The following is a 13,776-nucleotide window of genomic DNA, read 5'->3' on the forward strand; positions in this document are numbered from 1 at the left end:
TTTTTAGAAAACAATTTAACTGAGGTGTATTTATGACAGTTGGCATTATTATGGGTTCCAAATCAGACTGGCCAACGATGGAACATGCGGCGTTAATGCTAGAAAAGTTTGGCATTGAATACGAGACTAAAGTTGTTTCTGCTCACCGTACCCCTCAATTACTTGCTGACTATGCAAGCTCAGCTGCAGATCGTGGCATTAAAATTATTATCGCCGGTGCCGGTGGGGCTGCGCACTTGCCTGGTATGGCCGCGGCATTTACTTCACTGCCTGTTTTAGGTGTACCCGTTAAATCAAAAACACTTAATGGTGTAGATTCATTATTATCTATCTGCCAAATGCCTAAAGGTGTTGCGGTAGGTACACTGGCTATCGGTGAAGCGGGTGCTGCAAATGCTGGCCTTTTAGCGGCACAAATTTTAGGTTGCCAACAGCCAGAAATCTTCGCAAAAGTTGAAGCTTTCCGTAAAGAACAAACAGACACTATCTTAGCTAACCCTAATCCCGCAGAGTAATATGAATATTTTAATTTTAGGTGCAGGTCAGTTAGCTCGCATGATGAGCTTAGCGGGTGCACCGCTTGATTTAAATGTTGTTGCCTACGATGTGGGTAGTGAAAAAATCATTCATCCGTTAACCGGTGAAGTTCACAAAAGCACATTACAACAAGCTATTGATAACGCAGACGCCATTACAGCTGAGTTTGAACACATTCCTGATGATGTACTAACGCTATGCTGTCAAAGCAATAAGTTTTACCCAGGTAAAGCAGCGATTAAAACCGGTGGCGACCGCGCACTTGAAAAAGCATTACTTGATAAAACAAATGTTGAATGTGCGCCTTACCAATTAATTACAGAAAAAGCGCACCTTATTGCTGCTGTAGAGCGCTTAGGCAAGCCGCTTGTGATCAAAACTTGCCAAGCGGGTTACGATGGTAAAGGGCAGTGGCGCTTAAAGTCTGATGATCAAATTGACCAAATCTGGTCAGAAATGGCAGATTTCATCGCATCAGGCACCGAAACTGCACCGCACTCTATTATCGCTGAAAAGATGATTCCGTTTGACCGTGAAGTATCTATCATTGGGGCACGCGACAAAGCGGGTAACACAGTTATTTATCCACTCACTGAAAACCAACACACTAACGGTGTACTTACGCTTTCAGTAGCGGGTAAAGAAAAAGCCGCAATTCAAGAACAAGCTGAGGTTGCATTTAACAAGCTAGCGCAAGAGCTTGATTATGTGGGTGTACTGGCAATCGAATTTTTTGATGTGCAAGGCACGTTATTAGTTAACGAAATTGCACCACGGGTTCATAACTCTGGTCACTGGACACAGCAGGGTACGCATTGCTCACAGTTCGAAAATCATATGCGTGCAGTTGCTGGTTTACCATTAGGTAGTACAGAGTTACTTCGTCCTACAGCTATGATCAATGTACTAGGCCAGTCTTCTATTCCACACTCAGTACTTGCAACGCCAGACGTTACAAGTCACTGGTATGGTAAAACGGCTAAACCGGGTCGTAAGATGGGGCATATTAATGTTTCGGCCAATAATCTTCATCAGCTTGGTGAGCGTTTAGCGCTACTTGCTGAAGTGCTGCCAGAACACGATTACCCCGGCGTTGCTGCTACCAGCACCCAACTTATTTTAAACTGATCAGTTTAAATTCTAAGAAGCCGAGTTTATCTCGGCTTTTTAATTTCTCTACAAGAATAACACCTCTTGTCTCAAAGCACTTGCGTCAGGTTTTTCTTCCTATAGACTAATATTTTTATATTAATATTAGCTTGTTATGTTACATCCTCGATTTAGAACAGTCGTATTTGCGTTTTTTATGGCGCTGTTTATGTCTGGATTTATGTCATTGGTGATCAGCATTTTTAATGTTGGTTTAATCGATAGCATTGCAACCATTTGGCTTAAAGCATGGGCTTTTGCTTTTTGTGTGGCATTTCCTACCGTTATTTTTGTCGCACCTGTAGTACATAAGTTAACCAACAAACTAATCAGAGCGCCGTTGTGATAGCCGAACGCCCAAAACAAATACTATTTATTACGTTATTTTTAGCATCTGCTTTGCCATTTGTTGGCTCAGCTACAGCACTTGTTGTTGGTGCTTTGTTTGCCATGTTATTGGGTAACCCATTTGCAGCACAGTCACAAAAAATGAGTAAATGGATGCTAAAGTTAGCGGTTATTGGCCTTGGCTTTGCTGTTGATTTTAGTCAAGTAATAGAAGTAGGGCGTAGCTCTATTGTGCTTACAATCGTTAGTATTACCGCGATTATTGGGCTTGGCGAAATTTTGTCTCAGTTATTTAAATTAAATAAAAATACCGGTGTACTTATTTCATTTGGTACTGCCATTTGTGGTGGTAGCGCCATTGCTGCAATGGCGCCTGTAATCAAGGCCAAAGATCACGAAGTAGCTATATCACTCGCTGTGGTGTTTTTATTAAACGCCCTCGGCTTAGTGTTATTCCCAATGATTGGTCATTACTTTGGCCTGACTGAGCAGCAATTCGGTGTTTGGGCGGCACTTGCGATTCACGATACTAGCAGTGTAGTAGGGGCTTCAGCCGCTTATGGCGCATCAGCGCTTGCTATTGCAACAACCATTAAACTCACCAGAGCGATGTGGATCATCCCCTATACAAGCATCGCGGGTGTGTTTTGGAAGTCTGATGAAAAAGCCAGTATACCCTTGTTTATCATAGGTTTCTTGGCGGCTGCGCTTATTAACTCAAGTTTTCCAGAGTATCAAACACTGTGGCACGCCCTTAACATCGGTGCTAAGCAAGTTTTGGTAATGACCTTATTTTTAATCGGCAGTGGTTTATCAATTTCAGTATTAAAACAAGCGGGCATTAAACCTTTTATCATGGCGATGATCTTATGGATCATTGTCAGCAGTATTATTTTACTACTAATAGTAGACGGATTTATTTCATGAAAAATTCTTTATTAAGTTCTTCAATAGCACTCGCTGCAGGCTTATTTGCTAATAATTTAGCGGCTGCAGATCTGCGTGTTGCCACTTTCAACGTGAGCATGGATGCAACAAACTATGCTAAAAAAGGTGAGGCGGTCGATAAAGATGCATTAAGCAAAGCATTAGCAAGTAACCACCAGCAAATTCGCAACATAGCAGAGATTATCCAACGTGTAAGACCAGATGTTATTCTACTGAACGAGTTTGATTATATTGATGCCGACAAAGGCATTAACGTATTTCGTAAAAACTACCTGCAAGTATCGCAAAATAAGCAGGTTGCAATTGATTATCCGTATTATTTTATTGCACCAGTCAATACGGGGTTACCTACTGAGTTTGATTTAGATAACGATGGTGTAAAGGGGCATTACAAAGGAGACGCGCAAGGCTTTGGCTTCTTTGAAGGGCATTATGCAATGGCAGTACTTTCTCGCTACCCAATTGATTTAGATAAAGCGCGTACTTTACAAACATTCAAATATAAAGATATGCCTAATGCGCAAATGCCTACCGACCCTAAAACTGGTAAAAACTGGTATTCTGCTGAGGAATGGCAAGCACTTCACCTAAGCTCTAAATCATTTTGGGATCTACCAATTGATGTTAAAGGAAAAACGGTTCATTTACTTGCTTCACACCCAACTCCACCAGTTTTTGATGGTGATGAAGACCGTAACGGTAAGCGTAACCACGATGAAGTGCGCCTGATTGCTGATTACATCAACAATGCTAACTACATTTATGATGATAAAGGTCAAAAAGGGGGCTTAAAAGCGAAAAGTCGCTTTGTGATTGTTGGTGATTTAAATGCAGCACCTGAAGGTGGTAAAGCTCGTCCTGGAACAACAGACCAAATTTTGAAAAATCCTCTAGTAAATACCTCATTTACACCTTCTAGCAAAGGGGCTAAACAATCCTATAAAGAAGAATATGCAAAAAACTACACGGCTTATTGGCAAGCCCGTGCTGATTACGTACTCCCTTCTAATTATGGTATTGAGATCAACGACGGCGGGGTATTTTGGCCAATAAAAAGTTCAGAATTATACCGTTTGATTAAAGATCGTAATGCATCATCTGATCATCGTATGGTGTGGCTTGATATCAGCTTGAAATAAGCTGTAATTAAACGGAAAAGTTTGGCTGTTTATCCTATAAAAATTGCTATTTCATCAGTGCTTCTGCTTAAATAGGGCGAATTATAATAACCCCGTAAGAAGCACTATGAAATTCAAAACCACTGCTAATAAAACGTTAGTGGCTCTCGCAGTCGCATCTAGCTTTATGCTAGCTGGTTGTCAATCAACCGCCTCAACACCTTCTGAAGAACAAGTAACCAATGTAGCCCCAGTTGTTGTTACCCCTGCTGACACAGGTTCAGCCGAAATCACGCTAGAGCAAGCAATGGCTCACCCTGATTGGTTAGGCCGTCAGCCAGAACGTGCTTTCTGGAACGGTGATTCTAACAGCATTGTTTATGCACAAAAGCAACAGGGTAGTGAGTTACGCGATTTATATGTTCAAGCGGTTAATAGTCAATCTGCATCACAATTAGCGTTAAACAAATTGCACACCGTAGGTGCAAAAAACGCAGTTTACTCGGCTGATAAGAAGCAACAGGCGTATGCATTTGAAGGTAATATCTTTGTTAAAAACCTAAGCACTGGTCAAATTACACAAATTACGCACGACAGCGCACAGCAATCAAAGCCGCAGTTCTTAACGGATGGCAGCCTTGCGTATCGCCAAGGTAATGCATTTTATAAAGTTGATTTGGCAACAGGCCGTCAAGTTGAATTAGTTAACTTACACCTAGACGATGCACCTAAAGGTGTGCAAGAGCCAGACACGTATATTGCAAAAGAGCAGCACAAACTAATTGATTACATTGCGCTGACTCACAAAAACAAAAAAGACCGTGAAGCGCGTAAAGAGCAAATTAATGAGCAAAACGACAGTATTGCTAATTCACAGTTCTATTTAGGCAAAGATAAACGTTTAGCAGATGTACAGCTTTCACCAAATGGCCAAGCACTCGTTGCAGTAACCACTGAAAACCGCTCATGGCGCGATGAAGGCGATATCATGCCTAATTACATTGCTGATGACGCGCGCGTAAAAGCAGAAAAAGTACGCCGTCGTGTTGCGGATGAAAAACCAATCAGCTCAGATGTTATCTACATCGACCTTAAATCAGGTGAGCAAACAACCCTTGCATTCGATACCTTACCAGGTTTTGATGAAGACGTTCTTGCAGCTGTTAAGAAAGAAAACTACGCTCGTGATGGCAAAACTTATAAGTCGGAAAAAGCACCACGCGCTATCAACCTAATGATGGATTGGGGTTGGGATCAAAGTGCTATCCAGTGGAACACAGATGGTTCACACGTGGCTCTTATGCTTGAAGCATGGGATAACAAAGACCGTTGGTTAGCCACTGTTGATACACAAAACAACAAACTTGTTTCACAGCACCGTTTACATGACGATGCATGGGTAAACTACGCATACAACGACTTTGGTTGGTTGAACAACTCAGATACGCTTTACTACTTATCTGAAGAGTCTGGTTACAGCCATATTTACAAAAAGCCACTAAATGGTAAAGCAACGCAGCTAACTAAAGGCCAATTTGTTGTTTCTAACTTAACGTTAACGGCTGATAACTCAGCGATTTACTACAAAGCAAACGTTGAGCACCCAGGTCTCTACGAAATCTATCGTGTAAACCCTGCAAACGGTGAGTCTGAGCAAGTCACTAACCTTGATGGCATGACTGATTACCAGTTAAGTCCAGATGAAAGCAAACTATTGCTAACCCACTCTAAGATTATGTCGCCACCTGAGCTATATGTTGCTGATGCAAAAGCAAATACCCAAGCAACTCAGCTAACGCATACGGTATCTGGTGAGTTCTTAGCGAAGAAGTTAATTGCACCTAAAATCGTTGCAGTGCCTTCAAGCCACACTGATCAACCAATTTACGCAAAAGTATATTACCCAGCTGATTATAAAGAAGGCGAAACAGGTAAAAACCGTAAAGCGGTTATCTTTAACCACGGTGCTGGTTACCTACAAAACTCACACATGGGTTGGTCTGGTTACTTCCGCGAGTTTATGTTCCATTCACTACTGGCTTCAGAAGGCTACGTAGTCATGGACATGGACTACCGTGCCTCTAAAGGTTATGGGCGTGACTGGCGTACAGCAATTTATCGCCAAATGGGTACGCCAGAAATTCAAGATTTAGCAGACGGCGTAAGCTGGATGGCAGATAACGCTAACGTAGATACACAAGCGGTAGGCACTTATGGTGGTTCTTACGGTGGTTTCATGACGTTTATGGCGCTATTTACACAACCTGATCTATTCCAAGCAGGTGCAGCGCTTCGTCCAGTAACTGATTGGGCTCACTACAATGGTCCTTACACGTCGAACATCTTAAATCACCCAGATGTTGACCCAATTGCGTATGAGAAGAGTTCACCAATTTATTTTGCGGAAGGTTTGAAAAATCGCTTATTAATCAACGCACCTATGGTAGATGATAACGTATTCTTCCAAGACTCAGTACGCTTAGTGCAGCGTTTAATTGAGCTTGAAAAAGAAAACTTTGAAACAGCTATTTTCCCAGTAGAACCACATGGCTTTGTACAGCCATCAAGCTGGTTAGATGAATACCGTCGTATTTATAAGTTGTTTAAAGAAACGCTTTAGTTTTAGGACATAGATGAAACAGCCACTTATTAGTGGCTGTTTTTATATGTAGACTTTAAAACATTTAAAAATACTGGTAAAGCCAGTACTGTGCCACCTAGTGCACCAATAAGATGAGCATCTACAGCCACATTTGATGCAATTAATTGGCTCACTGAATCACTAGGGCCTGCAATTTGCTCCCAAATAACTTTCGCCCATGTGCCTACGAACAACAACCAGCCTGAAAATAGGCCTGCTTGTACGTCTTTTACCGATCCCCAAATTATTACACCATGCAGTAATGCACTAAGTCCCGTATAAATATAAATATCAGGGCAAAATAACCACACGCCTAATCCACACCAAAGTGCAAGAACAGCGATGTTAAAAGCGTATCTAAATGGTGATGTATGCTCAGCATGTAATGCCCATATTAAAAAAATACCAGCGCAATTTAATAAAAGATGAGGCCAATTTGCATGAACGAATTGACTAGTGAAAATCCGCCAATATTCACCATTTGTAACTAACAACCGGTTAAATTCTAAATAATCATTTAGATTAAATGCCGCAAAAAAAGAGCTTAGTAAGATTAAACATAGGGGAGGAAGTACATATAGTGGTTTCAGGGGCAGGTTGATCATGTTATTTTTATGGCTTAGACATTTTTTGCATATTGTGCACGTTTCACACCAAGATGCCAATTAAACAAAACAACCGGGATTTAGTTTTTTATGTTTTTTAAAACCAAAGCACTTATCGTGCTCTCTTCTTCATTACTGTATTGTTCAACACTTTTAGCTGCACCGGCAAAAATTGAAACAAGAGAACCAGAAGCTGCAACGGGATTTGCTCATAAGCAAGTCGTTGAAGGCGATAAATATATGGTCGCAGCAGCCAATCCTTATGCTGTAAAAGCAGGGCAAAAAATGCTTGAGCTAGGCGGTACAGCAGTTGATGCAGCAATCGCCACTCAACTCGTTCTTACATTGGTTGAACCACAATCATCAGGCATAGGTGGTGGCACCTTTATGATGTACTTTGATAATAAGTCAAAGAGTTTAACAAGTTTTGATGGCCGTGAAACTGCGCCTAGTAATGCGGATGAAACACTGTTTTTAGATGAGCACGGTAAAGCGGTAAAATGGATTGAAGCGGTGGTTGGTGGTCGCTCAGTGGGTGTTCCGGGTATTTTACATGCCTTTGCATCAGCTCATAAGCGCTACGGCAAGCTTTCTTGGGAAACGTTATTTCAACCTGCAATAGCCCTTGCAGAACAAGGATTTGTTGTTTCGCCTCGCTTGCATAAGTTACTAGCTAAAGAACTAAACCCTGGTGTTACAAAGTTACCTGTTATTCGTGATTACTTTTTTCCAGACGGAAAGCCGCTCGCTATTGGCACTGTTAAGAAAAACCCTGAGCTTGCAGCACTTTATAAAGAAATAGCAAAACGAGGTATTGATGCTTTTTACAAAGGCGAAAATGCACAACAACTTGTTCATGCAGTGCAAAATTCAATTGTAGCGCCAGGCACACTTCGCGTAGAGGATTTAGCAAACTATCAAAGCAAAGAGCGTGCGCCAGTGTGTGTTGATTATCATCAATATGAAGTGTGCTCAATGGCACCACCTAGTAGTGGGGGAGTTGCTGTGTTACAAATTCTAGCCTTGCTTGAGCACAAAGAAATGGCAAAGCTTGAACCTAACTCAGTACAAGCGCTTCATTATTTTACTCAAGCATCGCGTTTAGCTTTTGCCGACAGAAATGTATACATGGGTGACCCTGATTTTATGGCAATTCCTACCGAAGGCTTATTAAACAAAGAGTACATTACCAGTCGCGCTAAACTTATTTCAGAGAAAGATGTTCATGCCGAAGCAGGCACGCCGCCTAACTCACTTGCTTATGCACAAGATGATGCGTATGAATTGCCTTCAACAAGTCATGTATCTATTGTTGATAGTGAAGGTAATGCGGTTTCGATGACAAGCTCTATTGAAATGGCGTTTGGTTCAACAGTCATGGTGAACGGGTATATTTTAAACAATCAACTGACTGATTTTGCTTTATCGCCAACAAAAGATGGTAAACCTTTAGCAAATCGTGTTGAAGCAGGTAAACGCCCGCGTAGCTCAATGTCGCCAGTAATGGTGTTTAACAAAGACGGTAGCTTGCGCTTAGTGGTTGGTTCACCCGGTGGTAGTCGTATCATTGATTATGTAGCGCAAGTGGTTGTTGGTGTGCTTGATTGGAATTTAGACGCGCAAGAAGCGATAAACTTACCACGCATTACAAACCGAAATAACTATACCAGCCTTGAAAAAGGCACCGAGCTTGCAAATCATAAAGCTGATTTTGTTAACCGTGGACACAATATTCGCATCTTAGATTTAAACTCTGGTTTACATGCTGTTGAACTAAAAGAGGGTAAACTTTACGGCGCTGCTGATCCGCGTCGTGAAGGTATTGCTTTAAGTGATAAAAGCCATTAAAAACGCGCTCAGCAGCCTTAAAGCTGCTGAGTTTTCATGTATACTAAAGAGTATGCAGTTTAGAGCATAAAATTCATTTTCTTCAATGGTCTGACAAGGTGGATTGTCATTGCAATTTCACCTTCAACAGTAATAATGTCAGGTCATAATTATGACGCATCAAAGCTTGGAAATATGACTACAAATACCGATCCAAATTATCTATATATTCCTTATTCAGGCCCAGGCCTTATTGAAACGCCACTGTTAAACAAAGGCAGCGCTTTTTCACAAAAAGAAAGAGAAAGTTTCAACTTAGCTGGCTTATTACCTCCTCGTTACGAGACTATCGAAGAGCAGGTTGAGCGTTGTTATCAGCAATATTCAAGCTTTAGCGACAACCTCAATAAGCACATTTACTTACGCGCAATTCAAGATAACAACGAAACCTTATACTACCGCTTAGTGCGTGATCATCTTGAAGAAATGATGCCTATCATTTACACACCAACAGTGGGTGATGCGTGCGAAAAATTCTCGGATATTTACCGCAGTGCCCGTGGTTTATTTATTTCTTATGAAGATCGTTTCCAAATTGATGATATTTTACGTAATGCTACAAAAGGTAAAGTTAAAGTTATCGTTGTAACGGACGGTGAGCGTATTCTTGGTTTAGGTGACCAAGGTATTGGTGGCATGGGTATTCCAATCGGTAAATTATCACTTTACACAGCGTGTGGTGGTATTAGCCCTGCTTATACATTACCTGTAATGCTTGATGTTGGTACAAATAACGAAAAACTGCTTAATGACCCAATGTACATGGGCGCACGTCATAAGCGTATCTCACAAGACGAGTATGATGAATTCTTAGAATTATTTATTAAAGCCGTTAAACGTCGCTGGCCTAGTGTGCTGTTACAGTTTGAAGATTTTGCACAACCGAACGCAATGCCTTTACTGAAACGTTACCGTAACGAAATTTGTAGCTTTAATGATGATATCCAAGGAACAGCTGCTGTGACTGTGGGTTCATTACTTGCTGCATGTCGTGTAAAAGGTGCAAAGCTTTCTGAGCAAAAAGTAGTGTTTGTTGGCGCAGGTTCTGCTGGTTGTGGTATCGCGGAGCAAATTATCAGTACTATGGTTGCTGAAGGCATTAGCGATGAGCAAGCTCGTTCTCAAATCTTCATGGTTGACCGTTTTGGTCTACTTACTGAGGGTATGGAAGGTTTACGTGATTTCCAAGATGCACTAGCTCAACCGAAAGCACACTTAAGTGAGTGGACTTACAGTGGTGAGTACGCATCACTTCTTGATGTAATGCACTGTGCACAACCAGACATCTTAATCGGTGTATCTGGTCAACCTGGATTATTTACAGAGCAAGTTATTCGTGCAATGCATGCATCATGTGCACAGCCAATTATTTTCCCATTGAGTAATCCATCGAAGCAAGTGGAAGCGCTTCCTGCAGATGTAATCGAGTGGACAGACGGCCAAGCAATCGTTGCTTCAGGTAGCCCTTTTGATCCTGTTAATTACAATGGCCAAGTATTTCCAATTCCTCAATGTAACAACAGCTACATCTTCCCTGGAATTGGCTTAGGCGTTATTGCAGCTAAAGCAACCCGTATTACAGATGCAATGTTAATTGTTTCAAGTGAAACGTTAGCAGAGTCTTCGCCTCGTGCTAATACCGGTAAGGGTAGTTTGTTACCTGCCTTAACTGAGATCCAAGCTTTAAGTAAACGTATTGCTTTTGCTGTCGCTAAAAAAGCGATGGAAGAGGGCGTTGCACTTGAATTAAGCGATGAAGCTTTATGGGCTGCAATCGAAAAGAATTACTGGTTACCTGAATACCGTAACTACAAACGTCGTAGTATTTAATTCTTTATTTCTATTTAGAAAAAACAGGCTTTTTAGCCTGTTTTTTTTATCGTTATTAAAAAATTTGCGCAATCACCTTGTTCATATTGAATTAACCCTTTAAGGTGATAATGGACGGAGTTTATAGTTAAGGAACATGAATTATGCGTAAGTTCGTTTTTGCCACAATTGCCAGTGCAATCAGTTTAAATGTATTTGCTCAATCAGCACCTGATTCACCTCATATCTACATTCAAGGCCAAGCAACCGTTACCGCTATTCCTGATAACGTCAAGCTGACAGTGGGTATCGTCGAAGTTGATAAAGACCTAATAGCAGCAAAAAATAAAGCTGACACCACAATGGCTAAAGCGATAAAGTTAGCCAAAAGCCAAGGTGTAGATGAAAAAGGTATTTATGCTTCTAATATCTCGATTCATAGGCAAACCGAATACAATAGAGAAACAGGTAAACAAAATTTTGTTGGTTACCGTGTAACGCGGAGCTTATCTCTGACTCTAGAAGACTTAAAAAAATACCCAATTTTATTACAACAACTTGTTGATTCAGGTATTAATGAAATAAATCAAACTCAATTTGTTTCTAGCCGCTATGATGAGCTGCACAAACAAGCACAAAAGCTCGCGATAAAAGATGCCAAAGCAGCAGCAAAAGAGTTTGCTAGTGATTATGGTGTAGAGCTAAAAGGTTTATATACGGCTTCGAACAGTCCTCTAAAGAGCGATGTACAACCGTATATGCGTGCCGAAAAAATGATGGTTGCCGCAGATGCATCAGGTAACTACGTGCCTGATGCCTATCAAAGTGGTGAAATCACCATCACGGCCAGTAGTTACGCTGTTTACCTCATCGAAAATTAATCTTCAGAATTGGTGGTAAATTTTGCCACCAATTTTTCCCCTTTGTCTTCAGATATTCTCGCAATTGCTTTTAGCATGTTGGTAATTTGCTCTCTGTCGTAATCATTATTTGTATTACGGTCTATATCCTCTACTATCGCTTCTAAATAAATGAATAGGCTCTCTGTGGCTTCACTGTTTTCAGACGATCTAAATAGAATATTTTTAAACGCTTCGAGTACGTTAACCATTACATAGGCATCACCCTTGGCGTAATTGCGTATAGGGGTAAAGTTATCGTGCAATAGCTCGTCAAAAGATGTTTCGTGGAGATATAAATACGGCTTATCACCCTCAGCATGCTTCAGCGAGTAGTTCACATCGTTAATATTGAGCCTTTTAATAAGTAGAATACTCAACATATCAATTGCTTTTACTGCCGTACCAGGATCATTAATACCTGGGCTCATCGCTTTTACTGCGATTTCAGAAATTTGCGTCATACCATAGCGGTAATGGTCACGAATGTATTCTTCGATATAAAAAATAAAACAAGCAAGCAGCTCTTCTACAAGTTCAGGTTTATCTGATAAATCCGTATCACACTTTAAAAAGGGATAACCTTTAACCGTAAAAAAACCTTGTTTAACCGAGATATAAATTCTGATGTTATGTTTTTTACACAAAGCACATAATTTATCACTGTGTGCACCTTTAAAGTAACCTTCTGTTTTACTTTTAATGCTATGCCAATCATCAAAGCTAGGAAAGTCGCTAACAGGGTTCTCCTCCTGCATTGAAATAATACTCTTTAGCTCCGCTTTGGTATTCTTGAACAAATCGTTGAGAACATTATCTACTTGAATTGCTTTAGAAATTGAGTGAATAAAGTAAACAAAAAAGCCCAATGAAATAAGGCCAAAAATTAATGAAAACAAGATGCCTAAAGAAGGGATCCCCGTATCTCCATCCCCAATAGTACGGATATTAATAAGCATAATAATGGTGTAAATAATGCTGCCTAAATAGAAACCCAGTACAAGTTGATGTGATTTACGAGTAATTAGGCCAGGTAGTACTCTGGGAGATAGGCCGGCACTGGCACTATTTAATACAATCATGACCATCGAAAAGCTAAACACAGTGAGTGAAATAATACTGCCTGCTAGTGTACTTAAGATAGTTCTGGCGTTTTCTTCACTGTCGACCAGTAACACACCAATTAGCTCTTTAAATTCCATCGATAAAGACGAATACTCAATAGCCGTTGTCACTAAAGCAAAAACTAAAAACATCACCGAGAGCATAGATGGGTAAAACCCTATACTGCTTATCATTTCTCGGTAGTTATCGGCTAATTTTCTTGGCGTAAACATGCACTTCCTTAAGAACAGTTAGACTTTCGATATGATCAAGTCATAATAGTTGAGAATATACAAACAGCCTAGCAATAAACTTGGCTAAGCGTCTAATGTTAAATAAAAATTTGGAAAAAATGTGATTGTTTCAATATTTGCAGCCGTTTTGGCGATAATGTACATCCAGTTAAGTTTTAGGGTAATTAAACTACGCAAAAAAAAGAAAGTCTCGTTGGGAGACGGCGGAGACAGCGCATTAAATACTGCAATTCGCACTCATGGAAATTTTATCGAATACGTGCCTTTTTCGTTGATTCTGCTATTTTTAGTAGAGTATCAAGGTCTTTCAAGTCATTACTGCTATGTTTTAGGGTTAATGTTAGTCGTCGGACGCATTTGCCACAGTTACGCACTAGCAGAAAATCAATTGAAATTCCGTGTTATTGGTATGGCGCTTACATTTTTAACGATGTTATTAAGCGCTGTTTTATTATTAATTACACGAGTTATTTAGCT

12 protein-coding genes are annotated in these 13,776 nt (G+C 40.5%); 10 read left to right on the forward strand and 2 right to left on the reverse strand.

Going from position 1 to position 13,776, the window contains the following annotated elements; translation table 11 throughout:
• The first annotated feature begins 32 nt into the window (after positions 1–32).
• The 6 genes from purE to NYF15_RS15585 all read left to right on the forward strand — a co-directional run bounded on the left by purE (position 33) and on the right by NYF15_RS15585 (position 6,720).
• Positions 33–515: a 5-(carboxyamino)imidazole ribonucleotide mutase gene (purE, locus tag NYF15_RS15560; protein ID WP_054553887.1), complete on the forward strand. Its 483-nt coding sequence runs from the start codon at positions 33–35 to the stop codon at positions 513–515.
• Position 516: 1 nt separating this feature from the next.
• Positions 517–1,665 carry a 5-(carboxyamino)imidazole ribonucleotide synthase gene (locus tag NYF15_RS15565; RefSeq protein WP_371354030.1) on the forward strand — a complete coding sequence of 383 codons (1,149 nt, stop codon included), beginning with the start codon at positions 517–519 and terminating at the stop codon, positions 1,663–1,665.
• A 178-nt stretch (positions 1,666–1,843) separates the two neighbouring features.
• On the forward strand, positions 1,844–2,032 hold the full coding sequence (locus NYF15_RS15570; RefSeq protein WP_267136315.1) for a DUF2798 domain-containing protein: 189 nt from the start codon (positions 1,844–1,846) through the stop codon (positions 2,030–2,032).
• Entirely contained in the window at positions 2,029–2,961 is a 933-nt protein-coding gene (locus NYF15_RS15575) for a YeiH family protein (RefSeq protein ID WP_371354031.1), read from the forward strand. Before NYF15_RS15570 ends, NYF15_RS15575 begins: the two co-directional genes overlap by 4 nt.
• Positions 2,958–4,121: an endonuclease/exonuclease/phosphatase family protein gene (locus tag NYF15_RS15580; RefSeq protein WP_371354032.1), complete on the forward strand. Its 1,164-nt coding sequence runs from the start codon at positions 2,958–2,960 to the stop codon at positions 4,119–4,121. Before NYF15_RS15575 ends, NYF15_RS15580 begins: the two co-directional genes overlap by 4 nt.
• A gap of 106 nt (positions 4,122–4,227) precedes the next feature.
• Positions 4,228–6,720, forward strand: a complete 2,493-nt coding sequence (locus tag NYF15_RS15585; protein WP_371354033.1) for a prolyl oligopeptidase family serine peptidase — start codon at positions 4,228–4,230, stop codon at positions 6,718–6,720.
• 29 nt (positions 6,721–6,749) lie between these two features.
• Here NYF15_RS15585 and rrtA read toward each other — a convergent pair whose 3' ends face one another.
• Complete coding sequence (gene rrtA / locus NYF15_RS15590; protein WP_371354034.1) at positions 6,750–7,346, reverse strand: rhombosortase; 597 nt, start codon at positions 7,344–7,346, stop codon at positions 6,750–6,752.
• Positions 7,347–7,436: 90 nt separating this feature from the next.
• Between rrtA and ggt the strand changes: the two genes are divergently transcribed.
• The 3 genes from ggt to NYF15_RS15605 all read left to right on the forward strand — a co-directional run bounded on the left by ggt (position 7,437) and on the right by NYF15_RS15605 (position 11,923).
• Positions 7,437–9,194: a gamma-glutamyltransferase gene (gene ggt / locus NYF15_RS15595; RefSeq protein ID WP_371354035.1), complete on the forward strand. Its 1,758-nt coding sequence runs from the start codon at positions 7,437–7,439 to the stop codon at positions 9,192–9,194.
• Positions 9,195–9,368: 174 nt separating this feature from the next.
• Positions 9,369–11,063: an NAD-dependent malic enzyme gene (locus NYF15_RS15600; protein WP_130150099.1), complete on the forward strand. Its 1,695-nt coding sequence runs from the start codon at positions 9,369–9,371 to the stop codon at positions 11,061–11,063.
• Positions 11,064–11,206: 143 nt separating this feature from the next.
• Positions 11,207–11,923 (forward strand): SIMPL domain-containing protein, encoded by a 717-nt coding sequence (locus tag NYF15_RS15605; protein WP_130149893.1) that lies wholly within the window; start codon positions 11,207–11,209, stop codon positions 11,921–11,923.
• Here NYF15_RS15605 and NYF15_RS15610 read toward each other — a convergent pair.
• Complete coding sequence (locus NYF15_RS15610; RefSeq protein WP_371354036.1) at positions 11,920–13,278, reverse strand: DUF2254 domain-containing protein; 1,359 nt, start codon at positions 13,276–13,278, stop codon at positions 11,920–11,922. The two genes, NYF15_RS15605 and NYF15_RS15610, sit on opposite strands and share 4 nt — an antisense overlap.
• 121 nt (positions 13,279–13,399) lie before the next feature.
• On the opposite strand from NYF15_RS15610, the gene NYF15_RS15615 reads away from it, so the two are divergent.
• Positions 13,400–13,774 (forward strand): MAPEG family protein, encoded by a 375-nt coding sequence (locus NYF15_RS15615; protein WP_371354037.1) that lies wholly within the window; start codon positions 13,400–13,402, stop codon positions 13,772–13,774.
• The last annotated feature ends 2 nt before the right edge of the window (positions 13,775–13,776 follow it).

Origin of the sequence: Pseudoalteromonas sp. 68 DY56-GL68, from assembly GCF_041414825.1 — a bacterium.
Classification (GTDB): domain Bacteria; phylum Pseudomonadota; class Gammaproteobacteria; order Enterobacterales; family Alteromonadaceae; genus Pseudoalteromonas.

Coding starts and splice junctions, on each gene's coding strand:
- purE (WP_054553887.1), top strand. CDS start 33: ATGACAGTTGGCATTATTATGGGTTCCAAATCAGACTGGCCAACGATG.
- NYF15_RS15565 (WP_371354030.1), top strand. CDS start 517: ATGAATATTTTAATTTTAGGTGCAGGTCAGTTAGCTCGCATGATGAGC.
- NYF15_RS15570 (WP_267136315.1), top strand. CDS start 1,844: ATGGCGCTGTTTATGTCTGGATTTATGTCATTGGTGATCAGCATTTTT.
- NYF15_RS15580 (WP_371354032.1), top strand. CDS start 2,958: ATGAAAAATTCTTTATTAAGTTCTTCAATAGCACTCGCTGCAGGCTTA.
- NYF15_RS15585 (WP_371354033.1), top strand. CDS start 4,228: ATGAAATTCAAAACCACTGCTAATAAAACGTTAGTGGCTCTCGCAGTC.
- rrtA (WP_371354034.1), bottom strand. CDS start 7,346: ATGATCAACCTGCCCCTGAAACCACTATATGTACTTCCTCCCCTATGT.
- ggt (WP_371354035.1), top strand. CDS start 7,437: ATGTTTTTTAAAACCAAAGCACTTATCGTGCTCTCTTCTTCATTACTG.
- NYF15_RS15600 (WP_130150099.1), top strand. CDS start 9,369: ATGACTACAAATACCGATCCAAATTATCTATATATTCCTTATTCAGGC.
- NYF15_RS15605 (WP_130149893.1), top strand. CDS start 11,207: ATGCGTAAGTTCGTTTTTGCCACAATTGCCAGTGCAATCAGTTTAAAT.
- NYF15_RS15610 (WP_371354036.1), bottom strand. CDS start 13,278: ATGTTTACGCCAAGAAAATTAGCCGATAACTACCGAGAAATGATAAGC.